Below are 25,710 nucleotides of genomic sequence, written 5' to 3' on the forward strand. Positions count from 1 at the left end.
CCTAGGTTCCGTCATCGGCCGCGACACCCGATTCGTTTCCCACCTCAACGGATACGCCAGCCTCTTCATGTTCACACCCGATACCCCCATCAGCGAATTCATCCCGCTGTCCACGCATGTGGCGCCCACCGTGCTCAAGACCACCGGTGGCGATTTCCTGATGGTGTGGCGTCTGGGCGGTCTGCCGTTCGTCGGCCGTGAAGAGTGGGAGCTCGAACACCGCCACAACACCTTCAACCGGTTGCTGCAGACCCTGCGCGCGCCGGATTTCACCAACGTGGCGTTCTGGGTGCACGACCTGCGCCGCCGCCGCCGCATCAAGACCGAAAACAAGTTCGATCAGCTTTTCAACCAGGACTTGTCCGACGGGTACTTCGCCTCGTTGTCGGCGCAGAAGCTGATGCAGAACGAGCTGTACCTGACGATGATTTTCCGCCCGATCGTCGGCAGCAAGCGTTTCGTCGAGAAGTCCACCAGCACGCAACGGCTGCAGGACCAGCAGGACGAGGCGATCAACAAGATCCAGGAACTCGCCGGCAACGTCGAGGCGGTGATCAAGGACTATGCGCCGGTCCGCCTGAGCATGTACGAAGCCAAGAACGGCATCGTCTTCTCCGAGGCCCTGGAGTTCTTCGGCTATCTGCTCAACCGCCTGGACGAGCCGGTGCCGGTGCTGAGCGCACCGGTCTACAACTATCTGCCGGTCAGTCGCCTGACCTTCTCGGCCAAGAGCGGCGACTTCGTCGTGACCACGCCGACCGGCACCAATCACTTCGGCGCGATCCTCAATATCAAGGAGTTTGCCGAGGGTACTTATCCCGGCATTCTCAACGGTTTGAAGTATCTCGATTTCGAGTACGTCATTACCCATTCCTTCAGTCCGATGGGCCGTCAGGACGCGCTCAAGGCGCTCGACCGCACCAAGGGCATGATGGTCTCCTCCGGCGACAAGGCGGTCAGCCAGATCGTCGAACTCGACTACGCGATGGACCAGTTGGCGTCGGGCAACTTCGTGCTCGGCGAGTACCACTTCACCTTCGCCGTCTATGCCGAAAGCCAGGAAAAGCTCTCGGCGCAGATCGCCTCCGCGCGCGCCGAACTGTCCAACGCCGGCTTCGTCTCGGCCAAGGAAGACCTTGCGGTCACCGCGTCGTTCTACTCGCAGTTCCCGGGCAACTGGAAGTACCGCACCCGCCTGGCCAACGTCAGCTCGCTTAACTTCCTCGGCCTGTCGCCGCTGCATAACTTCGCCACCGGCAAGCAGCACAACAACCCCTGGGGCGACAGCGTCACCACGCTGCAGACCACCAACGGCCAGCCGTACTACTTCAACTTCCACGCCACTCATCCGGCCGAGAATTCGCTCGGTGAGAAAGCCATCGCCAACACCATGGTGATCGGTAAGTCCGGTACCGGTAAGACCGCGCTGATCAACTTCCTGCTCAGCCAGGTGCAGAAGCTCAAGCCGACGCCGACCATTTTCTTCTTCGACAAAGACCGCGGCGCCGAGATCTTCGTGCGCGCCTGCGGCGGCAATTATCTCGCCCTCGACAACGGCCAGCCGACCGGCTTCAACCCGTTCCAGTGCGAGAACACCGAGGAAAACGTCCAGTTCCTCTCCGACCTGATCAAAGTGCTGGCCGCCAAGACCCAGTATTCGGCGCGCGAGGACGAAGACATCCATCGCGCGGTCGAGAACATCCTCGACACGCCGGTGCACCTGCGCAGCATGACCAACCTGCAGAAGAGCCTGCCCAACATGGGCGACGACGGCCTGTATGCGCGCCTGCGCAAGTGGACCGCGGGCAATTCGCTGGGCTGGGTGTTCGACAACCCGGTGGACACGATCAACCTGGAAAAGGCGAACATCATCGGGTTCGACTACACCGAGGTGCTAGACAACGCCGAAGTCCGCGTCCCGGTCATCAACTATTTGCTGCACCGTCTGGAGCAATTGATCGACGGCCGCCCGCTAATCTACGTCATGGACGAGTTCTGGAAGATCCTCGACGGCGGCGGCGCCCTCAAGGATTTCGCCAAGAACAAGCAGAAGACCATCCGTAAGCAGAACGGCCTGGGCATTTTCGCCACGCAGAGCCCGGAAGATGCGCTGGCCAGCGACATCTCCGCTTCGCTGATCGAACAGACCGCGACGCTGATCCTGTTGCCGAACCCCAACGCAAGCCGCGACGACTACATCGAGGGCCTCAAGCTCACCGATGCCGAGTTCGAAGTGGTGCGCAGCCTGGACGAGCGCTCGCGCTGCTTCCTGGTCAAGCAGGGCCATGCGGCGACGGTGTGCCAGCTCAACCTGCGCGGCATGGACGACGCCCTGGCGGTGATCTCGGCTTCGACGGACAACATCGAAATCATGCATTCCGTCCTGGAAAAGGCCGCCGCCAAGGCGGGCGTCACCCAGGACAACCTGACCCCCGAGCAGTGGCTGGCCGATTTCTACGCCAACCGCAAGGGCTCGGGCAAGGGCAAGGCGGTCTCCGCGGACGCACGGACGGAGCGGGCCTGACCCTCGATGGGGTCGGGATCCGTTCCTAGAGATAGCAAGGCACTGACTGTATCGCTGTAAACCGTTCCAGGCTGGGATGCCGGGGCGGCCACTCAAGGAGAGTCGAACGATGCACTTCAAATCATCCGCCTGGCCCTTGCTCTGTTCGCTGCTGCTCGGCGTTTGCGCGCTGTTGGCGCCGCGTCCGGCGGCGGCCCAGTGCTGGTACGACTTCACGTATACGCAGACGTTCTACGGCGCGTGCATGACCCAGGTCACCCAGGGGCTGAACAATATCGAATGGGTCACCGACACGATGACCCAGGTCCAGAAGTACACCTCGTGGCAGGACCAACTGAAGAAGCAGAACGAGCGCTTCGAGCAGTTGCGTTCGGGCGCCTCGCAAATCACCGAGCTGGCCGGCAATCGGGACAAGATCGACGGCCTCAAGGAACGCGGTGAGGAAGACGGCGTCGAAGACGTGTGCGGAAAGAACAAGGGCAGGAGCTACGTCGCCGATGAGCAATACCTGCTTTGCCAGGCCCGGCAGCGATTGGTGAACAAGCGCTTCAACGTGCTGGTGAAGATGTTCAAGGATGCGGAGACCCGCGACAAGAAGATTCAGGACATCCGTTCCAACCGCAGCGGCATCAGCGGCGCCAAGGACAGCGGCCGGCTGATCGGCAACACCAACGCCAATATGCAGATGCGCGCGTCGACCAAGAACGATTCGCAGAATTACATAATGACGATGGAGCTCTATACATCGATGATCGCCGCGCTCGACGAGGAGATCGCGAGGAGTGCGGAGAAGGCGCTGACGGGCAAAGGCGCCGACAAGAAAGGGCCGTTCAATTTGCCGCCTATCGTGAGCTCGGTAGCGCAGGGGCTGACTTTGAAAGTCGCCTTGGCCGCTGCCAGGTCCCGAGACCTCTGAACGCCGGGCGATACCGGATTACCGTCTTTCATATTCAAGGATTTCGATCATGAAGCACACTTCCTCTCAGTCCTTCCACTCTCTGGCGTTGAGCCTGGCCGTGGCCGCATCGTTCGGCCTGATCGCGTTGACGCCGATGCCGGCGCATGCGATCTGGGCGTCCGAAATCACCCAGGGCATGAACAATGCCGAGCTGGTAGCTTCGACGAAGAAGCTCAAGGATCAGTACGACAGCCTCATGGATCAGCTCAATACGCTGCAGAAGCAGTACGACCAGCTGAATCCGGGCAACTTCAATCTCGGCGCAATCACCGGCTTCCGCGACAACAACGCCGAATTCAAGGAGCGCGCGCTTAATTACGGCGATGAAGTCTGCGATAACGCCCGCAACGATGCGGCGACGCAGCAGAAGCAGATCTGCACCAAGGCGGTGGAAATTCGCAACCGTCGCTTCAATGCGATGGTCAAGATGCTCAAGGACGTGAAGACGCGCGACGGCGAAATCAAGAAGCTGCTGGACAAGCGCAAGACCCTGACCGCGGCGAAGGATAAGGGTCAGCTGGACGCGAACACCAACGACATCGCCCGTCTGCAGGCGCAGATGGAAAACGATATTCAGAACGGCAAGTACACCTTGGATACCTATACGGTGATCCTGACCACCTTGAACGAGGACATGGCCGCGACGGCCAAGCAAGTCCTGACCGGCAAGGGCGGCGTCAAGAAGGATTCGCCGTTCAGCCTGCCGCCGATCGTGGGTACGGCCTTGCAAGGTCTTGCGCTGAAGGCCGCGCTCGCCGGCGCGCGTACTCGAGACCTTTGATTCCGACTGCCCGCGCGGCAAGCGCGGCGACAGCTAATGCATAACACCAGGCGGGCCTAGGGGCCCGCCGATGGAGACGGAAAGACGTATGGACATCCACATCGTATCGCTGGGAGCCAGTTCGCTGTCGGGCTGGATGGATTTACACGTGAGCGGTCTGCTGAACTGGCTGGACCTGCACGTGGCCGGCGGTCTGCAGAACATGCAGTTTTTCACCCTGATCAAAGAGCATCTGGACAAGATGATCTTGAAATTTCAGGGGAATCTGCTTAAGCGCGTAGGTCAGTTGATCGGCGCGGTCGCAGCGACGGTGGTGACGTTGTGGATCATCGTGCAGGGCTTTCGCATCGTCACCGGTCAGTCGCGTGAGCCGATGATGAACCTGGTCGTGAATTCGTTGAAGTCGGTGCTGATCGTGGGCATCGCGTTGTCGGCGGCCATGACTGCGGACAAGTCCTACGAAAAACTGACCGATGGTTTGTCTCACGTGATTCGCCAGACCGTGACCGGGCGCGACGACGATGGCCCGTACGCGGACATGGACGAAGTGCTCGGAATCATGCAGGCCGGCCTGCAACTGGTCGGCTCGGTCGATGACGGCCAAGACCCGGAGGCCCAAGAGACCAAAGATAAAGCAATGAATATGCTGGGTGTGGGACTTGGCGGTCCAGTCATCATGGCGATGATCGCGATGATGTTGAACAAGATCGCTATGGCTCTGTTCATAGGCACAGGTCCATTCTTCATCCTGTGCTTGATGTTCGATCAAACCAAAGCCTTGTTCCAGAAATGGCTGTTCTACGGTATAGCGACCATGATGTCGATGGCCGTCTTGATAGTTATGACCACGATTGCCATCGATCTGGTAATAGCAGTAGGCGGGGCGTTCTGGGCGGCTGACTTGCTCGGGCTGGGTAGTAGTAAAGAAAGCTTGATGAGCTTGGCGCTGCAGCAAGGCGGTTTAGGCGTGATCCTATCGACATTGATAATTTCAGCCCCTCCCATGGCAGGAGCTTTCTTCAATGGCGTGCTGGGTCAATACAGTACTTACAACGCACTGCAGGGTCAGGGTGAGCATTTTGGCAAGTCTGCGAGTGGCGGGCAGGCGTCCCAGGCAGCTCCTACCCGACAGATTCACCCTAATGAGGCTTTGGGACGTCCGCAGTAAAGATTGCTTTGCTGCCGCGATGAAAACGTAAACTCGCGTGAGCGATTGCTGGTGGAGGTTCTGTTATGAGAACGATCGGATGGCTTTTGCTCGGTATGGCTCTCGTTGCTTCGGGTGTCGTTCGCGCTGAGCAAGGGTGCTCAGATGGCTTTTATCCTGGCGGTACTCAGCCAGGAGGACAGATCTGCGTGCCGATTCCCGGATACGGAACCTCTGGCGGCGGGGAAACCACCCCTTCTGAGCAGTGGCAGTCGCGTTGGGGAGCGATTGCGACGGATCCTTCAGGGAAAACGGGCATAGCCGGTAATGCCTTAAGTAAGAAAAAAGCAGAGAAGGCCGCAGTAAGCCAATGCCAGGGCAAGGGCGGGTCTGACTGCAGAGTCAAACTTAGCTATCGCAACGCATGTGGTGTTCTTGCCTGGGGCGGTGGATTCATGGCCACTGCCAGCGCGGCGACTTTAGGCGAAGCGTCGGAAATGGCGCTCAAGGGTTGCAGCAAGGACTCTCCGGAATGCGAAGTGTTTTTCTCCGACTGCAGCTATGCACAGCGTGTGCGTTAGTTGGTAACTGCTAGAGAGTTTCTGCCTGGTTTGGCGAAGCATAGGATCGGCGCCTTGGGGCGCCGATTTTTTTGCACTGGCGCGAGTTGGGAGCATAGAGCTGGTCGGCGCGTCATGAGGCACTGCGTCAACTGCAGCAGGGATTGGTATATAGATATCAAAAGAATTGCTTTTGGCTTGCTGTTTTTGGTGTTGTTTATGTGCTGCGGCATTGCGGCTGCCGAACGGGGTTGTCCTGACAGATTTGTCCTCAAGGCGGCAACAGCCGGCACCCTTGGGTAGAATCATCAATGCATACCGATGCCGGACTTCTGCGGACCTGGAGTTACGAGCGCTCCGTCTGCACCCTCTGCCCAGTGAGCTAAACGTTGGGGCGCCATCGCATACGATCCGACCACGAGCATGGCGGGGTTGCTAGCGGTATGACCAGTAAACAAAAAGCTGTCAATGATGCTTTAGCGCACTGCAGATAATGAACTGAAATCTCTCATCAGATTGACATTTCTTTTGTGCTCGTAGGGGGCAGCGCCTGCGAAGTCTCTGACGTCTTTTTGCATGCTTAATGTGCTGGGCCTGCACTTTAATTCCACATCGGTGGAACAATAAAAAGCGCATCGGAAGAGATATTGCTTCGGTTATAATTCGCGTAAATCTAATGCCAACGGAGTCCAATGACATGAACGTCGAAAGATCCTCGGCCGTCCTCGCCATGATCGCGCTGCTCGCGACCTCTTCGATTTACTCTTCAGCCGTCAAGGCAGAGCAGGGATGTCCTGACGGATTTGTTCCGAATGCCGCGCCGACCGGTATCCCCGGGCAAAACCAATGCATACCAGGCCCTCCACAGGGATACGACAGCGGAAACGGATATTCATCAGGGGCGAGCCACCATGACGGACATGGGGCATTCGCCTTCGATCCGGCGGCGATGGCGGTAGGTGCCAGCGATATTAAGACGGCTTTCGCGCGTTCGTGGCAGGCCAAATGGTCCGCGCTTAGAAGCTGCAAGAAAAATGGCGGAGCCGACTGCAAGATCATCGCAACGTTCGAGAACGAATGCGCAGCGGCAGTTCTGGGAGCGACCGATAGCAAGAATGCCAAGGTCACCATTTATGTCGGTAAGGGTCCGAGCATCGACGACGCGCAGAGCGACGCGGAGCAGCGTTGTAAGGCTGCCGGTTCGCCGGTATGCAAGGCCGCCTATTCGGATTGCGCGATGCCTTGGCAAGATTAGGCCGATAACAGCGATCGCTTGCCAGGAATAAGTTGTCCTACAGGCAGGGATGCCAAGTTAGGTGGAGGCTTTGCAGTGAAAACGGTTGGATGGCTTTTGCTGGGTTTAGGTAGCATCGCCTCGATCCCCGCTCATGCGGAGCAAGGATGTTCGGATGGCTTCTATCCTGGAGGTACCCAGCCAGGAGGGCAGACCTGCGTCCCGATCCCTGGATATGGGACTTCTGGCGGCGGAGAGACTCCCTCTGAACAGTGGCAGTCGCGTTGGGGGGCGATTGCGACGGACCCGTCGGGGAATACGGGCATAGCCGGAAATGCGCTAACCAAGAAAGCGGCAGAGAAGGCCGCCGTGAGCCAATGCCAGACCAAGGGCGGGGCTGACTGCAAGGTCAAACTTAGTTATCGCAATGCGTGCGGCGTTCTTGCTTGGGGCGGCGGTTTTATGGCCACGGCCAGCGCTGAGACTTTGGGCGAGGCTTCGGAAATGGCACTCAAAGGTTGCAGTAAGGATTCTTCAGAATGCGAAGTATTTTTCTCTGACTGCAGCTATGCGCAGCGAGTGCGTTAGTCGATATCTGCGAAAGAGGGTTGGCGCAACATGAGATCGATGCTTTTGACAGTGTCGGATAGGTGGGTTCACCGCGACGTGTTGTAGAGGCTCGGTATCGAAAAACTGCAATGGAGATGGATATATGGATATCAAAAGCGGTGCTGGCAGCTTATTGTTTTTAGCGTTGTCCATGTGCTGTGGCACTGCGGCGGCAGAACAGGGATGCCCCGATGGATTCACTCCTAACGCTGCGCCGGTTGGTACTGCGGGGCAGAATCAGTGCATCCCGATACCGGGGCTGAGCAGGCCCAACAGCGGCGGCAATTACGGTCCCAGTGGCTGGAAGAGCGCCTGGGGTTCGATCTTTTTTGATTCCGAAAATTCGATCGTCGGTATCGGCGAAGGCGAGAAGAATCGCAGCCGGGCTAGAAAAGCCGCACTGGAACATTGCAAGTCCAAGGGCGGCAAGGATTGCAAAGAGGTCTTGAGCTACCGCAACCAGTGCGCTGCTGTCGTTTGGGGTCCGTCGCCGACGGGGCAGGGATTCGTCATGGACACCATGACCGCAGACACCTTTGCCGCGGCCGCTGTGAGCGCGAAGGGACAATGCGAGCCGCGCTCGGCCACGGGCAAGTGCGAGATCTTCTATTCCGGATGCAGCGAGGCAACGGCCTATTGACGAGGAACCTCGGCAGGGAGGCAGGGCGCGCCAGACCGACGCAAGCACGTTCTAATCGTCAAGATTGCACGTCAATCGTGGAAGCCCTTGCGATGACCGCGGCCACAGCCGCGGTCCCTGTGTCGACAGCGCACATCTCGCGCGGCCGCTCGCGGCACTCTGCTTTCAAATCCCCGTGGCAGACGGCTGTGCTACAACTCCCCGCACCCCGCGCCGAATCCCGGTAGCCACGATGAAGTACTCACCACATTGCGCAATGATGCTCGCCGCCGTGCTGATGGTAGGCTGTAAGCCTGCTTCGGCCCCGTCGTCTGCTCAGACTTCGGCGGCCGCCGCGCCGGCGGCTCCGGCGGTCGCTGCGGCGGCGCAAGCTCAGCAAGGAAAGCAGGAAATGGGTTCGCTGCAAGGTCTGCTGGATGTACTCGGCGCCAAAGACGGCGCGGCCTGGTCGGCCTTCGACCACGCGGTCGGCGTGCAGTGGCGCGATCCCGCGCCGCAGGACAACCCCGATTCGAACTCGCCGCGCAACGCGCGCTATCGCAGCGGCACCTTGTTGCTCGCCGGCTTCGGCATGGTCCAGGTGCCAGACGGCAAGGCCGGCGCCGAGGCGGGGACGCGGCAGGCCAACGAAGGCGAGGTCGGGGTGACGCTCAATGGCGATGCACAGAACGTGCATTCTGTGTCGCTCGTCAAGTTTTACGCCAGCGACGATTACCAGGGCATCCTGCAAAAACAGCTGGGGCCGGGCGCGTCGTTGAAGCCGATCGCGGGCCAGTGCGAGCTCGACTACGGCACCACCTCGGAAAACACCCAGGCCAATCAGTTCTTCGAGCTGTCCTTGACGGGCTCGAAAATCGTGTATGCTGAAGTCTACGTGGACGACGGCGGCAACCAAGGCCCCGGCACGACCACCTTCGAATTCACCCCCGACAAACCGGCGCAGAAGATCGCGTCGATGCGTTGCAAGGAGTCATAAGACCCTTAGCTGGTGCGACACGCGGTCTCTCGCAGACCCTCACAACTTGATTCGTCCTATCCAAAAGGAACAGCGTTATGGCTGATAGACGAGAAAAGGCAGTGGCCACTGCCCATGAGTACCACCAGGGTACGATCGCGAGCTTGGACGCTGCGATGACCCGACGTCTGGTTGCTTCCACGGTCCTGACCGAGAGCAACGGCGGTGATTTAGGGATCACCAACAAACAAGGCTATGTCGGTCGCTACCAGGCGGGAGCCGGTTGGCTGGCCGATGCCGGCTATGTCGACAAGCACAAGCTCGACGCTGCGATGAAACACGACGGCTTCGACCCCGAGAAAACCCGCGGGGCGGAGTGGAAGTGGGCGAGCAGCGGCGGCATGACGCGCTTCCTTGAAGACAAGTCGAACTGGAACCAGGGCCTGAGCCTGGACCAGTACAAGGCCTCGCCGGAACTGCAGGACAAAGCCTTCAAGACCAACAGCGACCAGGCCTATCGCCAGGCGCTGAAGGACGGCGTGCTGCACGCCGACGACAAGGCCGAGACCGTTGCCGGTTTCCTCAAGGCGCGCCACATCGCCGGCTACGGCGGCGCCAAGGCCGCGGTCACCGGCGGCCGCGTCAGCCGCGATGCCAACGGCACCAGCAATTACGATTACCTGCACGACATCACCCGCAATCGCGACGGCCTCAATCAGTTGATGGCGCGCGATCCGAAGACGCATGCGCGCATGGACGAGTCGCGCAGCGAACCGGCGCAGGCCAATGCGATGGCCGACGGCGTGCTCAAGCACGGCGAGCGCGGCCAGGACGTGCGCGCGTTGCAGGAAACCCTCGCCAAGCTCGGCTATCGCGACGCGCAAGGCCATGCGCCGCGCGCCGATGCCGACTACGGCGATCGCACCCGCGAAACGGTGCAGTCGTTCCAGCGCGCGCACGGGCTCAAGGACGACGGCATCGCCGGTCCGGACACGTTGCAGGCGCTCAAGCACGCGGCGCAGACGCCGTTGCTGTCCAATCCCGCGCATCCCGACCACGCGATGTACAAGGGCGCGCTCGAAGGCCTGGAAAAAATGGGCCCGCAAGCGTTCAAGAATCGCGACGAACTCGAACGCACGGCGGCGACGCTGGCGTTCGAGGCCAAGGTCAGCGGCCTGAGCAAGATCGATCACGTCGTTCCCACCGCCAACGGCGCAGGCCTGTTCGCGGTGCAGGGCGGTCTGGACGATCCGGGGCATAAGCGCATCCACGTCAGCAAGAGCCAGGCGGCCGAACAGCCGGTCGAGCAATCGACGTTCCAGGCCGCGCAGGACGCTCCGCAACTCGCCGCTCCCACCCCAGACAACAAGCCCAGAACCCAAAGCGCCTGACCGGGCGGCGCCGCCGCGCGCGCGATCGAATCGGATCCTCGCGATCCGCCTCGGCCGCGAATCGCGCAGCGGTACCGCTACGGGGCGTATCGGACGGGCACGCGTCTTCGACGACATCGGCACGGCCATTCGATCCGCCCCCGGCGCGCACGCAGCGTATCGGCGTGCATCGACATCGCTCAGTGCCTATCCGCAACAACCCGTTCAGATCAGTCAAGGAACGTCATGAAATCTGCGAATTTGTTAGCCATCGCTCTGCTCACGGCCCTGGTCGGTTGCAAGGCCGCCGACGCGCCGGCCGGCGATGCGACGAAGACGACGCAAGCCACGGTCGCTTCGCCTACCGCCGCCGCGCCTGCATCGACGCCGGCGGCGACTGAGCCGGCACCGGCAGCGGCCGGCGACGGCCGCTCGCTGTGCGCTGCAGGCGAGAGCGTGGTGTTCTCGTGCACCTTGTCCGGCGACAAGAAGTTCGCCTCGCTGTGCGCGTCCAAGGGCGTCAGCGATCAGGCCGGTTATGTCTACTTCGCGCAAGGCGCGGCCGGACATGCCGACTTCGTTTATCCCGCGGACAAATCCGCGCCGGCCGGCCGCTTCAAGCGCAGCCATCTGGGCTTCGGCGGCGGCAGCGGCGGCTTCGCGTATTCGTTCGAAGACGCCGGCCGCAAGCACATCGTTTATTCGATCTCCGGCGAAGGCCTGGAAGACCAGGGCGTGATCGTGGCCGCGGCGCAGGACCTGGCGAAAGCCGATTCCGCGCTGGCCTGCGAGAAGGGCAGCGTGATCGAAGACGAGGACGACGCGTTGTTCAAATACACGATGAGCTGGCCCAAGGACGAAGCCATCGAAAAGAACGGGCTGCCGCCCAAGAACTGACCGGCTGCGTTCCAGCCCGCTTATTACCTAATCAATCAAGGAAGGATTTTCATGTCTACACCGAACAACCGCGATTTCCTGCTGCTCAAGGCCTACGAGTCGGGCATCCGCGAACCGAAAGAACTCGCCGTTTTCATGGGCCAGATGCAGATCGAGTCCGGCGGCTTCAAGAGCATGAACGAGAACCTGCACTACAGCGGCGCGGGTCTGATGAAGAACTTCAACGGCCGCAACGGCATGGACACGCAGGCCGAGGCCGATGCGATCGCCGCCGGCGGCCAGGAAGCGGTCGCCAACGCGATCTACGGCGGCAAGTGGGGCGCGAAGAATCTCGGCAACACGCAGGAAGGCGACGGCTGGAACTTCCACGGCCGCGGCTACGTGCAGCTGACCGGCCGCAGCAACTACGCCGCCGCCGGCAAGGAACTCGGGCTGGATTTCACCGCCAATCCGGGTCTGGCCGCCGATCGCGACACCGCCGCGAAGGTCGCCGTGCACTACTGGCAGAGCCGCGTGGTGCCGCACGGCCATCAGCACGACGTCAAGGGTTCCACCCACGACATCAACGGCGGCGAAAAGCATTTGCCCGAGCGCCGCGCCGCCGCCGCGCAGTGGGAAAAGATGCTGACGCCGGAAGTGATGGAGCGCCTGGCGCACGGCGAAGTGAAGCTGCCCAAGAGTGTCGGCGGCCACGATCCGATGGCCGATGGCAAGCTCAAGCTCAACGAGCGCGGCGAAGCGGTGCAGCACATGCAGGAATCGCTGAAGGCGCTGGGCTATCGCGACGCGAAGGGCGGCGAGCTCAACCCCGACGGCCACTTCGGCAAGAAGAGCGAGGATGCGCTCAAGCAATTCCAGCGCGATCAGGGCCTCAAGGACGATGGCGTCGCCGGCCCGGCCACGCTGGACAAATTGAAGGAAGCGGTGAAGCAGCACGCGCAGGCGCCGGGTCAGGCGCCGCAGCACGCCGAGCCTGCGCGCGCGCCGTCGCTGGCCGATCCGGCCAATCGCGATCACGCGATGTACCAGCAGGCCCTGGACGGCTTGCAGAAGCTCGGTCCCAACGGCGGCTTCAAGAATCACGGCGAGATGGAACGCGCCGCCGCCACGCTGACCTACGAATCGCGCGTCCACGGCATGACCAAGATCGATCACGTCGTGCCCAACGCCGATCGCAGCGGCTTTTTCGCGGTGCAGGGCGGCTTGAACGATCCGGCCCATCAGCGCGTGCTGACCGACAAGCAGCAGGCGATCGGCCATTCGGTCGAGCAGACCAGCGCGCAACTGCGCCAGGACGTGCCGCAGCCGCAACAGCCTCAACAGCAGCCGGCGCAGGAAGAGCGCCAGCAGCAGCCGCGGACGATGGCGGCGTAAGGGTAAGACCGCTCGCCCCGGCAGGAGGCCAGGGCGGGCGGATGTGTTGGGGATGGTGCGTCCGCCGGTCGATCCGGCGGGCGCACCATCCCGGCCCCTCGCAGGGGCGCAGTTGTTCCGTGTTTGCGCTTCATCACCACTCGACAGTTGGAACCGGCCGATGACTACGAACCGCTATGCCCCGTTGATCGCTGTATGCGCTTTGTCGCTGGCGTTGCTGGCCTGCCAGAAGCAGGGCGCCGCGCCCGACGCCGCGCCGGCCGCGCCCGCGGCGGCAGCGCCCGCAACCCCCGCGGCCGCGCCTGCGACCGCACCCGTCGCCAGCACTCCCGCCCCTACGGATACCGCACCGATGACTACCGAAATTCCTCAAGGCTTTTCTTCCTACGCATCCGAATCCATCGGCGACGGCAAGCAGTGCGTGGCCGGCGCGACCCGCGACGAGGACGGCATGAACCAGCGTCCGGTCGCCTACGTCGCGCAGACCGCGGGCAAGCCGGTGTGGACCAAGTCGCTGGATCTGCCGGCCGACACCTACCAAAGCCGCGCCACCCACTGCGTGCGCGAAGGCGATGCGGTCTATGTGTTGCTGCAATCCGACACCCAGCCTGAGCAAAGCTTGTCGCAGACCTTGCTCAAGGTGGTGAAGCTCAGCCTGAGCAACGGCGCGGTGCAGGCCAGCGGCGATGTCGCCGTGCCCGGCGCGCAGGGCGCGTACTCGGCCTTCGTCGAAGAAGGCGCGCAGCACCTGCGCTGGGACAACGGCGCGCTGCAGGTCACGGGCCAGTACTTCAGCCTCAGCGATCCGGACAAGCGCAGCGATTTCCACGCCACGCTCAAGGCCGACCTCACGCATTGACGCGCATCGCGCGCAACCGGTTTTTCATCCCGGATCGATCGCTGTGTCGATCCAATCAGAAGGAGTTTGATCATGGGTAAGAAAGAAGAATTCATCGCCGACCTGTACCCGGCCGCGATGCGCGTGTCCAAGCAGACCGGCATGTCGGCCGAGCTGATCCTGGCGCAGGCCGCGCTGGAAACCGGCTGGGGCGAGAAAGTCCTGCCGGGCACCAACAACATCTTCAACATCAAGGACAGCAAGGGCTGGGACGGCCCGACCAAGACCTTCAACGTGTGGGAAATCGAAGGCGGCAAGAAGGTCTGGAAGGACCAGGATTTCCGCGTCTACGGTTCCATCGACGAAGCGCTGACCGACCGCGTCAAGTTCCTGAAAGAGAACGGCCGTTACGCCAAGGCCGGGCTGTTCGACGAAGGCACGCTGGGCAATCTGGAGAAGGAAGCCAAGGCGCTGCAGAAGGCCGGCTACGCCACCGACCCGGGTTACGCCAAGCAGCTGGGCGAAGTGTTCAACGGCCCGACCATGCGCCGCGGCATCGCCCTGGCCAACGGCCGCGACCACGGCGGCCCGGACCATGTCGAACCCAAGCCGGCCGACGCCAAGCCCGCACCGGCCAAGCCGGTCGATGCGATGGCCGACGGCAAGCTCAAGCTGGGCGAAGAAGGCAAGGCGGTGACGGCGCTGCAGGAGCGCTTGAACGAACTGGGCTTCCGCGACGCCAAGGGCCAGCCGCTCAAGCCCGACGGCGATTTCGGCGCCAACACCAAGCACGCGGTGCAGGCGTTCCAGCGCGCGCACGGTCTCGACGACGATGGCGTGGCCGGCGCCAAGACGCTCGACGCGCTGAAGAAGGCCGGGCAGACGACGCTGCTGTCGGATCCGGCCAACCGCGATAACGGCATGTACCAGCAGGCGCTGCAAGGTCTGGAGAAACTCGGCCCGCAGGCCGGTTTCAAGAACCGCGAAGAGCTCGAACGCGCCGCCGGCACCCTGACCTACGAGGCGCGGGTGAGCGGTCTGACCAAGATCGATCACGTCTCGCTGAGCGCCAACGGCAACGGCCTGTTCGCGGTGCAGGGCGAGCTGACCGATCCGGCCAACAAGCGCGTGCACGCTGACAAGGCGCAGGCCGCGGGCCAGCCGCTGGAGCGTTCCAGCCAGCAGCTGCAGCAGGACGTGCCGCAGACGGCGACGGTGGCGGCGCCCGAGCCGGAAAAGACCCGGGTCCAGGTCGCGTGATCCCCGCCGCGGCCGGCCCGATCGRCCGGCCGCGGCGGCAGGTTGCGATGGCGTGGCGCGCTGCCCAGACGCGGTCCGGGCTTGCTGCGAGAGTGCGAAGTTTCAGCAGGGAAATCGAACGATGAAATTCAAGCAGATCGGTGTATGGACAGCGGCGCTCGCGATGGCGATGGCGTTGGGCGGGTGCGAACTCGCTTCCAACAGCCAGCCCGCATCGGCCGCGGGCGACAAGAACGCGAAGCCGGCCGCGGCCGCGCCGGCGCCGCCGGCCCAGGCCTGCCCGTCGCAGGATTTCGACGTGTTCCTGAAGGCCTTCGCCGACGACGCGCAGATCCAGCAGGCCTACACCCAGCGGCCGCTGCAAAGCGAGACCATCGACGCCAACGCCGATCCCGAGCCCAAGCCGGTGACCGCGATGCTCGACGGCGACGCGCTGCATTTTCCGCTGATGCCCAGCGCGGCCAAGCAACAGGCTGACGGCCTGGTGCTGAGCCAGACCGAGCTCAACGGCGACAAGGAAGTGATGCTGGCCAAGCCCGACACCGACTACCAGCTGTCGTTCTTCTTCCGCAAGGGCGAGTGCTGGACGCTGTACCGGATGCGCGACGACTCGCTCTGACGGCAGCGCCACCCAGCCCCGCATTCCCTTCAGGAGATCGCAATGTCCTACCAAGACGTCATGAACACGATCCTGCCGCAGCAGCAGGGCCGTGAGGCGCACATCACCGGCCACTACGGCGAGCATCGCGAAAACGGCGCGCACGGCGGCTCGGATTTCAATTACCAGGGCGGCCAGGCCGGGGTGAATCTGACCCATCCCACCATCCATTCGCCGATCGGCGGCACGGTGGAATTCGTCGGCGGCCGCTACGGCACCATCACCATCCGCGATGCCGAGGGCAACAGCCATCAGCTGCTGCACACGCAGAGCCAGTCGGTGGTGGTCGGCCAGCGCGTGGAGGCCGGCAGCGAGATCGGCACGATGGGCGGACGCGGCCCGCGCGGCGAGGAGCAATACGCCCAGCACGTGCATTACCAGATGAAAGACGCGCAGGGCCGCAGCATCAATCCGGAAGAATTCTGGAATCAGCGCCAGAGCGTCGGCGGCCGCACCGCGGCGCAGGCCGACGACGGCGTGCTGCGCAAGGGCGAGAACGGCGCGGAGGTGCGCAAGCTGCAGGAGGATCTCAATCGCCTGGGCTATCGCGACGAACACGGCCAGCCCTTGAACGCAGACGGCAACTTCGGCGACCGCACCCGTCAGGCGCTGCAATCGTTCCAGCGCGAGCACGGCCTCAAGGACGACGGCGTCGCCGGTCCGCGCAGCCTGGACGCGATCAAGCACGCCGGGCCGCGCCAGGACGATCGCAGCAGCGGCCTGCTGTCGAATCCGAGCCATCCCGACAACGCCATGTACCGGCAGGCGCTGGACGGCCTGGAACGGCTGGGCCCGCAGGCCGGTTTCAAGACCCATCAGGATCTGGAACGCGCCGCCGCGACGCTCACCTACGAGGCGCGCGTCAGCGGCATGAAGCAGATCGATCACGTGGTTCCGAACGTCAACGGCACCGGTGTGTTCGCCGTGCAGGGCGCGCTCAACGATCCGGCCCATCACCGCGTGTTCGCCGACAAGCAGCAGGCGATGAGTCAGACGGTCGAACAGTCTTCGCAGCGTTTGGCGCAGGACGTGCCGGCCTTGGCGCAGCAGGCCGAGCAGCACACGCAACAGCAGCAACATCAACAGCAGCAACGCATGACGATGGGTTGAGTCCGGCTTCGGCCGGGCGAGGCGGCGCATGGAAGCGTCGCGGCAAGACAGGATGCAGGGGAGGCCGCCGCTGGGACGCGGCGGTGTTTCCACAGGCTGATCCGGACCGGCGACCGCGTCTTCGGTGGAGGTGGAACGGCGGTTCGGATTGGAGTGCCTCGCAGGCCAGGGACGGTTAAGCAGTCGCTGCGGGGTTCGCGACATGGAGGTCGATGCTTCGCCCGCAAGGGCGGAGGGGCACGGCAGGTTCGGTCACTAGGGAGGCCGAACCTGCCGCTGCCGCTTACTTGCCTTCGGGCATGCGCGCCGCTCGCGGCGTTGCGCGACGGCCGGTTCGACCCGGGCCCGGGCCCGGGGTAGGCTCGACAAGGAACGCGCCCGGCTGCGGCCGGGACCGCATCGGGTCGGGCGACACGCGACAGCCGCACGCCGCATGCGTGGCGGCGACACCGCTCCGGCCGGCATCCGGGGCACAACATCACCGGACCGGAATGTCCGGACGGAGGCAGCGATGAGCTCCAATCCACCGGATCAACAGCTTCGCGTCAGCGCCGACGACGCCAGCCACACCCTGGACGACATGCGCCGGGCGCAGCAGCGCAATTTGCTCAGCAGCCCGAACCATCCGCAGCACGACCAGTTCTCGCAGGTTCGCGTGTGCCTGGACAAGCAGGAAATGGCGCGTTCCTACAGCCCGGGCGAACGCGACAACCTGGCCGCGGCGCTGGCCCTGGAAGCCGCGCGCGGCCGTCACGGCGTGGACCACGTGGTCTTCAGCCACGACGGCGCGCGCGCGTTCGCGGTCGAGGGCGAACTGGATTCGCCGAGCCGTCAGGTCAGCTACGTCGATGCCGGCCAGGCCGCGCAGCAATCGATCCAGCGCAGCAGCGAGCAGTTCGCCCAGCTCGCGCGCGAGCAGGAACTGCAGGACCGCCAGCGCGAACTCGAACGCCAGCGCGACGCCGAGCGCAGGCGCGAGCGCGAACAGCAGGACCCGGACGGGCAGGCCGCCGCGCGCAGCACCGAGCGCGAGCAGCCCTCGCTGCTGCGCAACCTGTTCAAGGACAAAGACTGATCGCCCCGGTCCGTCGCCGAGCGCGGCGGACTGGACTGAATCCACATCCGGTCAGCCCCCGCTGATCGAGCCCGCCGGACCCAGGTCCGGCCCGCGCAGGCATCGGAGGCCCGCAATGAACGAATATCGCCATCACATCCAGACCCGGGGCCACTATCAGATCGTCGCCCTGACCCGGGACTCGGAGTACGAACAAGACGACGTCTACGCCTACGCGATCATGTCCTCGGCCGGCGTCAAGCTGCACCAGGAGGTCACCCTCAGCGAGGCCCAGATCTGGCTGGACGACCGCATCCTCAAAGATTTGATCGACAGCAGCGACGTTTCGCCGGATATGATGTCCCCATCGCGCCGGGTGGAGCGTTCAGGGCTCCGCAGTGGCCGGAAGCGAAGCTGACCGACAGCGGGGTCGGGGAAACAAAGCAGGAAACAAAACGTGAAAGGGAAGCCGATTGTTGCCCTGGTGGCATTGCTGTTGTTCATTGCCGCGGGCGCGTATCTGTCCGGATACGTAACGTTGTTGTTGCTGAAAGTCGAAGCCGCCGTCAAATGGAATACGTACCTTGAGTACGTCAAGGCCTTGCATCTGCCGCAGGTCCGGCCGTATGTGGGCAAGATCAAGGCCGGCGGCTTCATCGGCTTCGGCCTGCCGCTGGCCGCGTACTGCGGCCTGCTGTATGTGATGTTCATGCCGAAGAAGCAGTCGATGCACGGCGACGCGCGTTTCGCCACCGCCGGCGACTTGAGCAAGAAGGACATGTTCAAGTCCACCCCGACCAGCATCGTGGTCGGCAAGTACAACGGCCGGCTGGTCCAGCTCAGCGGCCAGCAGTTCGTGATCCTGGCCGCGCCGACCCGTTCGGGCAAGGGCGTGGGCATCGTGATTCCGAACCTGCTCAACTACCAGGCCTCGATGGTGGTGCTGGACATCAAGCAGGAAAACTTCGACCTGACCAGCGGCTGGCGTTCGCAGCAGGGGCAGGAAATCTTCCTGTTCAATCCCTTCGCCGAAGACCGCCGCACCCATCGCTGGAATCCGCTGACTTATGTGTCGGCCGATCCGGCCTTCCGCGTCTCCGACCTGATGAGCATCGCCGCGATGCTGTATCCGGACGGCTCGGACGATCAGAAATTCTGGGTCAGCCAGGCGCGTAACTGCTTCATGGCCTTCACCCTGTACCTGTTCGAAGCCTACGAAGACGCGAAGAAAGTCGGCTTCCCGTTCGGCACGCTGCCGACCCTGGGCGCGGTCTACCGCTTGTCCTCGGGCGACGGCAAGAGCGAGCTCAAGCCCTTCCTCAAGGGCCTGTCGGAGCGGCCGTTCCTGAGCAGCAACGCCCGCGCCGCGTTCGGCAACATGCTGTCGCAGGCGGACGAAACCTTCGCCTCGATCCTGGGCACGTTCAAGGAGCCGCTCAACGCCTGGATCAACCCGGTGCTGGACGCGGCCACGGCGACCGACGATTTCCTGCTGACCGACCTGCGCAAGAAGAAGATGACGATCTACGTCGGCATCCAGCCCAACAAGCTGGCCGAAAGCCGCTTGATCGTGAATCTGTTCTTCAGCCAGATCATCAACCTCAACACCCGCGAACTGCCGCAGAACAACAAGGAACTCAAGCATCAGTGCCTGTTGCTGATGGACGAATTCACCTCGATCGGCAAGGTGGACATCATCGCCTCGGCGGTGTCGTACATGGCCGGTTACAACATCCGCCTGCTGCCGATCATCCAGAGCATGTCGCAGCTGGATGCGACCTACGGCAAGGACATCTCGCGCACCATCATCACCAACCACGCGCTGCAGATCATCTACGCGCCGCGCGAGCAGCAGGACGCCAACGACTACTCCGACATGCTCGGCTACACCACCGTGCGCAAGCAGAACATCACCCGCGGCAAGGAAATCTCGCGCAGCGAGTCGGAAGAGCGCCGCGCGCTGATGCTGCCGCAGGAACTCAAGGCGATGGGCTTCGACACCGAGGTGTTCCTGTACGAAGGCATCCCGCATCCGGTGAAGTGCGACAAGATCAAGTACTACCAGGACAAGCTGTTCACCCAGCGTCTGCTGCCGAAGGTGACGGTGCCGATGCTGGATGTGAAGGTCTGACCGACCCGATTGGCCGGTCCCAGGCGCCACCGCGATCGCCGATCGCGGTGGCGTTTTTGTTTGTGGGCAAGCCGGTAAGTCCCGGAGCCCCTCTCCCGCTCGCGGGAGAGGGGTTGGGGTGAGGGCGCGAGCCGTCGCAGAAAAAGCATTTCGTGCCTACGGCACTCATTCCTCACCCCAGCCCTCTCCCGCGCCCCAAAGGAAGTCACCTTGGGTGGCAAGCGGGAGAGGGAGAAGGAATGATGCGGTTTTGTCACGGCTGCCGCGCCATGCCCGCGAGTTCTGACGACAGGACGAACCCGCCCAAATTTTGAACCGGCGACGCGATCTGCCGCGGCGCTCGCGCGTCATAATGGCGGCAGCACGCACGTCAGGCCGAACCGTCATGAAAGACCTCCGCGTATCCCTCGTTCAAGGCGCCACCCGCTGGCACGACCCCGCCGGCAATCGCGAGTACTACGGCGATCTGATCGCCTCGCTGCACGGCATCACCGATCTGGTGCTGCTGCCGGAGACCTTCACCAGCGGTTTCAGCAACGAAGCCATCGGCAGCGCCGAGACCATGGACGGCCCTACAGTCGCCTGGATCCGCGAGCAGGCCGCCAAGCTCGGCGCGGCGGTGACCGGCAGCGTGCAGCTGCGCACCGACGAAGGCGTGTTCAACCGCCTGCTGTTCGCCACGCCCGACGGCGAGCTTCAGACCTACGACAAACGCCACCTGTTCCGCTTCGCCAAGGAGCACGAGCGCTACGCCGCCGGCCGCGACCGCCTGACGGTGGAGTGGAAGGGCTGGCGGATCTGCCCGATGGTCTGCTACGACCTGCGTTTCCCGGTGTTTTCGCGCAACCGCTTCGATGTCGAGCGGCCCGGCGAGGCCGACTTCGATCTGCTGCTGTACGTGGCCAACTGGCCGTCGGCGCGCGCCTATCCGTGGAAGACGCTGCTGCGCGCGCGGGCGATCGAAAACCTGTGCTACGTCGCCGGCCTGAACCGCGTCGGCGACGACGGCAACGGCCTGCACTATGCCGGCGACAGCGCGGTCATCGATTTCCTCGGCCATCCGATCAGCGAATGCACCGACGAGGAAGTTGTCGTCACCACGACCTTGCAAGCGGCCGAGCTGGCGGCGCATCGCGAGCGTTTCCCGGCGATGCTCGACGCGGACCGGTTCGAGTTGCTGTGATCCGCGCTTACGCGCGCAGCGACGCTCAGTAATCTTCCCCGGCGCGCGAACGCACCGCGCCGGCTTCGATGTCGGCCTCGCTGACGCCGCGCTTGTGGAAATACACCTGTTCGGCGGCCCAGCGCAGCGGCGCGGAGTGCAGCAGCAGGTCGAACGGCCAGTCGAACTGGAAGCGGTCGAAGGCCCAGCGCAGCGCGCGCTTGCGGCGGAATTTCGGCGCCGCGTCCTGGGCGATGGATTCCGGCGCCGGACCGATGCCGCGCGCGTGCAGGGCGATCGCCTGGCCCAGGGTTTCGCCGTGCGCCCAGGCCGAATGGATGCCGCCGGCGGTCACCGGCGAGACGATGCCGGCGGCGTCGCCGGTCAGCATCACGCCGTCGCGCGCGAGCGGGAACACCGGCCCGCCGCAGGGAATCAGGCCGGCGCGGGTCGCGGTGGATTGCAGTTGCGCGCCCAGGCCGACCACGTCGCGGACGCGGGCGAGGAAGCCGTCGATATCCGGCACGCGCGCGCGCTCGGGATCGTGCCGCAGCGCCAGCCCGGCCTGCACGCCGGTCGGATTCTGCGCGACCCAGCCGATGTAGCCCGGCGCGTAGCGCTTGCTGACGAAGCAGTGCAGGGCGCCCGACTCGGGCAGGGTGGCCTGCGGGAATTCGTATTCGATGCCGTACAGGAACTCATGCGTGCGGCCGAGCCCGGTGCGCTCGGCGACGCGCGATTTCGCGCCGTCGGCGCCGACCAGGAAACGCGTGCGTCCCACGCCTTCGATGCGCCAGCCCTCGCCGTCGCGCTCGGCCTGAGTGAACGACGCGCCCAGGCGCAGATCGACCTCATGCCGCACCAGTTCCTGCGCCAGCCAGCGCATCAGCCGCGGCGTGTCGGTGGTCAGGAAGTAATAGCCCGGCGCGCTCAGCGCCATGCTGCGCAGCTTGGGCGAGTACAGCCGCACCCGTTCGACCCGGTGCAGACAGCCGGCCGGCGCGCGGCTGAGCCAGGTCTGCTCGGCCGCTTCCTTGACCACGATACCGGTGGTGCGCAGCTTGTCGCCCGGATCGCGCTTGCGTTCGAGCACGACCACGCGCAGGCCCGCGCGCGCCGCCGCCAGCGCGCAGGCGGCGCCGGCGAAACTGGCGCCGACGACGACCAGATCGCAATCGTAGTGAGCGGTGTCCTGGTTCATGGGCGGACCTGTGCGTTGGGGGTTGCGCACAGTGTCGGCGCGTTGCGCGAAGGGCGTATGGCGGCTGTGTGAAGTGCCGGCGCAGGCCTGAGGCCTTCAGGCCCGATGCTTTTCGTTCCAACGCCGCGATCTGACCGGAGAGCATCGGGCCTGAAGGCCCTCCCACAAAAGACTTCGATGGCGTCGAGAGCGCTTGAGCGACGGATTCAGGCCCGGGGCTTTGCGGCCTGTCGAGAGGCCGCGGGCGCACAAATGGCTTCGACCGCGGTCTCCAGGCCATCGAGCGCGGCCCGCGGCGTCGCCTCGCAAGCCGCGCGCACGATCGCTCCGTCCACCGCGATCGCCAGCGCGCCCGCGCGTGCCTCGCGCCGGCTGCCGGGCGGCAGCAATCCGGCGATGCGCGCCTGCATCTGCCGCTTGTGCTCGCGCGAACGCGCCACCGCTTCGGGCAGGACCGGGCCGATCTCGGCCACCGCGTTGATGAACGCGCAGCCGCGGAACTGCGGATGCGCKAACCATTCGCCCATCGCCGCGACCAGCGCCGCGGGGTTTGAGCCGAAGCGGAGCAGGGCGCTGTCGAACCAACTCATCCAGCGTTCGTGTCGGTAGTCGAGAAAGGCCAGGATCAGCTCGTTCTTGCTCGGGTAGTGCCGGTACAGCGTCACCTTGGTCACGCCGGATTCGGCGATCACCTGGTCGATGCCGGTCGCGCGGATGCCCTGCAGGTAGAACAGGTCGTGCGCGGTGTGCAGGATGCGTTCGCGGGCGCTCGGGACCGGGTCGGTTTTGCCGTTCATGGCGCGATGGTAGATCGGTTCGCGCAGCTTCGCCATCGATGTAGACAGATCGGTCTACCGGCGTTAATTTATTCGTGTAGACAGATCGGTCTACTTACTTTGGAGCCGCTCATGGAAACCCGTCCACCGTTGCCGCCGTTCACCCGGGACAGCGCCGTGCAGAAAGTCCGGCTGGCCGAAGACGCGTGGAATTCGCGCGATCCGGCCCGCGTCGGCCAGGCCTATTCGCTGGACACGCGCTGGCGCAACCGCGCCGAGTTCGTCCAGGGCCGCGAGCAGGCGGTGGCGTTCTTGCAGCGCAAGTGGAGCCGTGAGATCGAGTACCGCCTGATCAAGGAATTGTGGACCTTCGAAAGCCATCGCATCGCCGTGCGTTTCGCCTACGAATGGCGCGACGATTCCGGCCAGTGGTACCGCAGCTACGGCAACGAGAACTGGGAATTCGGCGACGACGGTTTGATGTCGCTGCGGCTGGCGAGCATCAACGACAAGCCCATCGCCGAAAGCGAGCGCAAGTTCCATTGGCCGCAAGGACGGCGTCCGGACGAACATCCGGGGCTGAGCGAACTGGGGCTTTGACGGCGCGAGCGGTGTGAAATCATGGCTGCATCGCGATCGCGGCTCGCACCGTTCCCGCAGAAATTACGACGCCGTAAACGAACAAGGGCGCCGAAGCGCCCTTGTGCCGTACACCGATACATCGCTGCGGATCACTTCGCCGCGGCCAATCCCGCATACACCGCGTCGCGCAGATCGAAGGTGAACTCGCCGTCCATTCCTTCGATCGCGGTGTTGGTCAGCGCGACCACGCTGAGCCCGCGCTGCGCATCGACGAACCACGAGTGTCCGTACACGCCGCCCCAGGCGATGGTGCCGCGCGACTGCGGCGTGCCGCTCGCGGCCGGATCGCTCAGCACCGCCCAGCCGTAGCCATAACCCCAACCCGGGTCGAGGCCGTCGAGCGGGGCGGGCACGTGCTCGCGCATCATCGTCGCCACCGACTCGGCCTGCAGAATCTCGCCGCCGCCCCGGCGCAGCGTTTCCAGCAGGCTCAGCACGTCGCCGGCGGTGCCGGCCAGGCCGGCGCCGCCGGAGGGATACGAAGCCGCGTTCTCCAGACGGTTGGGCGCGTAGCGCAGCGCGCCATCGAAAAACGGCAGCACGGTTTCGTCGTGCATGCGCGCCGGGCGCCGCGAGCCGTCGGCGGCGAGGCCGTCGCTGTAGGGCGTGGCGGTGCGTTTGTGGTCGACGATGCGAAACGCGGTGTCCTTCATCGCCAGCGGCGCGGCGATCAATTCTTCGATCAACGCCGGCAACGGCGTATCGGTGGCGCGCGCCATCGCTTCGCCGAGCACGTCCAGGCCGATCGAATACTTGAAGCCCTGGCCGGGCGGAAAACGCAACTGCGCCCGGCTCAGGCGCCGCAGGTTCTCATCGATGCCCAGGCCGGGCTGATCGAAGCCGTCGGAGACGTTCAACTGGTCGTAATCGCTGCCGGTCGGCTCGACGAAGCGATAGCTCAGGCCGGAGGTGTGGCTCAGCAACTGGCGCAGGGTGATCTGCGGTTCGCTGCCGTCGGCCAGACGCGGGCGGAACTGCGGCAGGTAACGCGTCACCGGCGCGTCCAGGTCGATGCGGCCTTGTTCGGCCAGCTTCATCGCCGCGGCGGCGACGATGGGCTTGGTCACCGAGGCGAGCAGGAAGATCGCGTCTTCACGCATCAGGCGGTCGGATTCGCGATCGGCCAGACCGGCGGCGCGGCGGTAGACCAGCTGGCCGTCGCGGGCGATCAGCACCACGGCGCCGACCAGACGGCGTTCGGCGATGGCGCGGTCGATCGCGTCATCGACGCGGTCGCGCAAGGCGGTCGGCGCGGGATGTTCGGCGATGGCGGTCGCGGCGACGGACTCGAGAACGGGCAGATTCATGGGGATTGCCTGTGCCTTCGGTTAGGTGCGTGCAAGCTGGGCGCTAATGATGCAGTGCACAAGTGACCGGGGTGAAACACTGCGATGCCGTGATCGGATTGCCTTGCCGAGCGGTTCGAGGCCGGCGCGGCGCGAACGGCGGCGAACCTGTCCGGATCGGGTCAGCGGCTGTGCCGATGTGGTTTCGTATGCGCGAAGCCGGGCCGCGCCTTCCCGGACCGTGCCGAGTTCCCCCAGCCGTCATCCCCGCGAAGGCGGGGATACAAAGACTTCAGCGTCATGCCTCGGTGAAGCCCTGGATCCCCGCCTGCGCGGGGATGACGGTGACGAGGCCGCACAAGGGCGATCCCACGAAAAACAAAAGGGCGCCGAAGCGCCCTTTGTTCGCTACCGATCCGGCCGCTGACCGCGGACCGGATCGTGTCGTCGCCGACTCAGCCGCGCGGGCCGCGGCCGCCGCCGGGACGTCCGCCGCCGCGCGGGCCGCCGGGACGCGGGCCGTTCGGGCGGGCGGTGTTGCCG

General features: G+C 64.1%; 25 protein-coding genes and 1 pseudogene. 21 read left to right on the plus strand and 5 right to left on the minus strand.

What is annotated here, in order from left to right; all coding sequences use genetic code 11:
• Positions 1-67: 67 nt before the first annotated feature.
• The 20 genes from AB4Y92_RS08955 to AB4Y92_RS09050 all read left to right on the plus strand — a co-directional run bounded on the left by AB4Y92_RS08955 (position 68) and on the right by AB4Y92_RS09050 (position 21,283).
• The gene (locus AB4Y92_RS08955; RefSeq protein WP_441819288.1) at positions 68-2,524 is read left to right on the plus strand and encodes a VirB4 family type IV secretion/conjugal transfer ATPase; all 2,457 of its coding nucleotides are present in this window, start codon (positions 68-70) and stop codon (positions 2,522-2,524) included.
• Positions 2,525-2,768: 244 nt separating this feature from the next.
• Positions 2,769-3,440, plus strand: coding sequence for a hypothetical protein (locus tag AB4Y92_RS08960; protein WP_441819289.1), 672 nt, complete (start codon positions 2,769-2,771; stop codon positions 3,438-3,440).
• A 49-nt stretch (positions 3,441-3,489) separates the two neighbouring features.
• Positions 3,490-4,263 (plus strand): hypothetical protein, encoded by a 774-nt coding sequence (locus tag AB4Y92_RS08965; protein WP_441819290.1) that lies wholly within the window; start codon positions 3,490-3,492, stop codon positions 4,261-4,263.
• 88 nt (positions 4,264-4,351) lie between these two features.
• A complete protein-coding gene (locus AB4Y92_RS08970) occupies positions 4,352-5,431 on the plus strand; it encodes a type IV secretion system protein (RefSeq protein WP_441819291.1) in 1,080 nt (359 codons plus the stop codon).
• A gap of 65 nt (positions 5,432-5,496) precedes the next feature.
• Positions 5,497-5,991, plus strand: a complete 495-nt coding sequence (locus AB4Y92_RS08975; protein ID WP_441819292.1) for a DUF4189 domain-containing protein — start codon at positions 5,497-5,499, stop codon at positions 5,989-5,991.
• A 676-nt stretch (positions 5,992-6,667) separates the two neighbouring features.
• Entirely contained in the window at positions 6,668-7,225 is a 558-nt protein-coding gene (locus AB4Y92_RS08980) for a DUF4189 domain-containing protein (protein WP_441819293.1), read from the plus strand.
• A 75-nt stretch (positions 7,226-7,300) separates the two neighbouring features.
• A complete protein-coding gene (locus AB4Y92_RS08985) occupies positions 7,301-7,792 on the plus strand; it encodes a DUF4189 domain-containing protein (protein ID WP_441819294.1) in 492 nt (163 codons plus the stop codon).
• Positions 7,793-7,916: 124 nt separating this feature from the next.
• Positions 7,917-8,453, plus strand: a complete 537-nt coding sequence (locus AB4Y92_RS08990) for a DUF4189 domain-containing protein (protein WP_441819295.1) — start codon at positions 7,917-7,919, stop codon at positions 8,451-8,453.
• A gap of 256 nt (positions 8,454-8,709) precedes the next feature.
• Complete coding sequence (locus AB4Y92_RS08995) at positions 8,710-9,429, plus strand: hypothetical protein (protein ID WP_441819296.1); 720 nt, start codon at positions 8,710-8,712, stop codon at positions 9,427-9,429.
• A 155-nt stretch (positions 9,430-9,584) separates the two neighbouring features.
• Complete coding sequence (locus AB4Y92_RS09000; RefSeq protein ID WP_441819297.1) at positions 9,585-10,799, plus strand: XVIPCD domain-containing protein; 1,215 nt, start codon at positions 9,585-9,587, stop codon at positions 10,797-10,799.
• Positions 10,800-11,024: 225 nt separating this feature from the next.
• Positions 11,025-11,675, plus strand: coding sequence for a hypothetical protein (locus tag AB4Y92_RS09005; protein WP_441819298.1), 651 nt, complete (start codon positions 11,025-11,027; stop codon positions 11,673-11,675).
• A 51-nt stretch (positions 11,676-11,726) separates the two neighbouring features.
• Entirely contained in the window at positions 11,727-13,049 is a 1,323-nt protein-coding gene (locus tag AB4Y92_RS09010) for an XVIPCD domain-containing protein (RefSeq protein WP_441819299.1), read from the plus strand.
• Between the two features lie 352 nt (positions 13,050-13,401).
• Complete coding sequence (locus tag AB4Y92_RS09015; protein WP_441819300.1) at positions 13,402-13,908, plus strand: hypothetical protein; 507 nt, start codon at positions 13,402-13,404, stop codon at positions 13,906-13,908.
• A 72-nt stretch (positions 13,909-13,980) separates the two neighbouring features.
• A complete protein-coding gene (locus tag AB4Y92_RS09020; protein WP_441819301.1) occupies positions 13,981-15,147 on the plus strand; it encodes an XVIPCD domain-containing protein in 1,167 nt (388 codons plus the stop codon).
• 121 nt (positions 15,148-15,268) lie between these two features.
• The gene (locus AB4Y92_RS09025; protein WP_441819302.1) at positions 15,269-15,766 is read left to right on the plus strand and encodes a hypothetical protein; all 498 of its coding nucleotides are present in this window, start codon (positions 15,269-15,271) and stop codon (positions 15,764-15,766) included.
• 42 nt (positions 15,767-15,808) lie between these two features.
• Positions 15,809-16,915, plus strand: coding sequence for an XVIPCD domain-containing protein (locus tag AB4Y92_RS09030; RefSeq protein WP_441819303.1), 1,107 nt, complete (start codon positions 15,809-15,811; stop codon positions 16,913-16,915).
• A 511-nt stretch (positions 16,916-17,426) separates the two neighbouring features.
• Entirely contained in the window at positions 17,427-17,990 is a 564-nt protein-coding gene (locus tag AB4Y92_RS09035; protein ID WP_441819304.1) for an XVIPCD domain-containing protein, read from the plus strand.
• Between the two features lie 115 nt (positions 17,991-18,105).
• Positions 18,106-18,387: a hypothetical protein gene (locus tag AB4Y92_RS09040; RefSeq protein ID WP_441819305.1), complete on the plus strand. Its 282-nt coding sequence runs from the start codon at positions 18,106-18,108 to the stop codon at positions 18,385-18,387.
• Positions 18,388-18,426: 39 nt separating this feature from the next.
• Positions 18,427-20,100, plus strand: coding sequence for a type IV secretory system conjugative DNA transfer family protein (locus tag AB4Y92_RS09045; protein WP_441819306.1), 1,674 nt, complete (start codon positions 18,427-18,429; stop codon positions 20,098-20,100).
• 385 nt (positions 20,101-20,485) lie between these two features.
• Positions 20,486-21,283, plus strand: a complete 798-nt coding sequence (locus tag AB4Y92_RS09050) for an amidohydrolase (RefSeq protein ID WP_441819307.1) — start codon at positions 20,486-20,488, stop codon at positions 21,281-21,283.
• 25 nt (positions 21,284-21,308) lie between these two features.
• Here AB4Y92_RS09050 and AB4Y92_RS09055 read toward each other — a convergent pair whose 3' ends face one another.
• From AB4Y92_RS09055 to AB4Y92_RS09065, 3 genes and pseudogenes are all read right to left on the minus strand, one after another.
• Positions 21,309-22,463, minus strand: a complete 1,155-nt coding sequence (locus AB4Y92_RS09055) for an NAD(P)/FAD-dependent oxidoreductase (protein ID WP_441819308.1) — start codon at positions 22,461-22,463, stop codon at positions 21,309-21,311.
• Between the two features lie 115 nt (positions 22,464-22,578).
• Positions 22,579-22,743: pseudogene (locus tag AB4Y92_RS09060) on the minus strand (DUF6053 domain-containing protein); the annotation flags it as partial.
• Complete coding sequence (locus AB4Y92_RS09065; RefSeq protein ID WP_441819309.1) at positions 22,670-23,296, minus strand: TetR/AcrR family transcriptional regulator; 627 nt, start codon at positions 23,294-23,296, stop codon at positions 22,670-22,672. The gene AB4Y92_RS09065 and the pseudogene AB4Y92_RS09060, both read right to left, overlap by 74 nt.
• Positions 23,297-23,371: 75 nt before the next feature.
• Between AB4Y92_RS09065 and AB4Y92_RS09070 the strand changes: the two genes are divergently transcribed.
• Positions 23,372-23,839, plus strand: coding sequence for a nuclear transport factor 2 family protein (locus AB4Y92_RS09070; RefSeq protein WP_441819310.1), 468 nt, complete (start codon positions 23,372-23,374; stop codon positions 23,837-23,839).
• 131 nt (positions 23,840-23,970) lie between these two features.
• On the opposite strand, the gene AB4Y92_RS09075 is transcribed toward AB4Y92_RS09070, so the two are convergent.
• Positions 23,971-25,188, minus strand: a complete 1,218-nt coding sequence (locus AB4Y92_RS09075; RefSeq protein ID WP_441819311.1) for a serine hydrolase domain-containing protein — start codon at positions 25,186-25,188, stop codon at positions 23,971-23,973.
• Between the two features lie 277 nt (positions 25,189-25,465).
• On the minus strand, positions 25,466-25,710 hold a 245-nt coding region (locus tag AB4Y92_RS09080), incomplete at its 5' end, for a hypothetical protein (RefSeq protein ID WP_441819312.1).

It is taken from the genome of Lysobacter sp. TAB13 (assembly GCF_052113885.1).
GTDB classification, from domain to species: domain Bacteria; phylum Pseudomonadota; class Gammaproteobacteria; order Xanthomonadales; family Xanthomonadaceae; genus Lysobacter; species Lysobacter gummosus.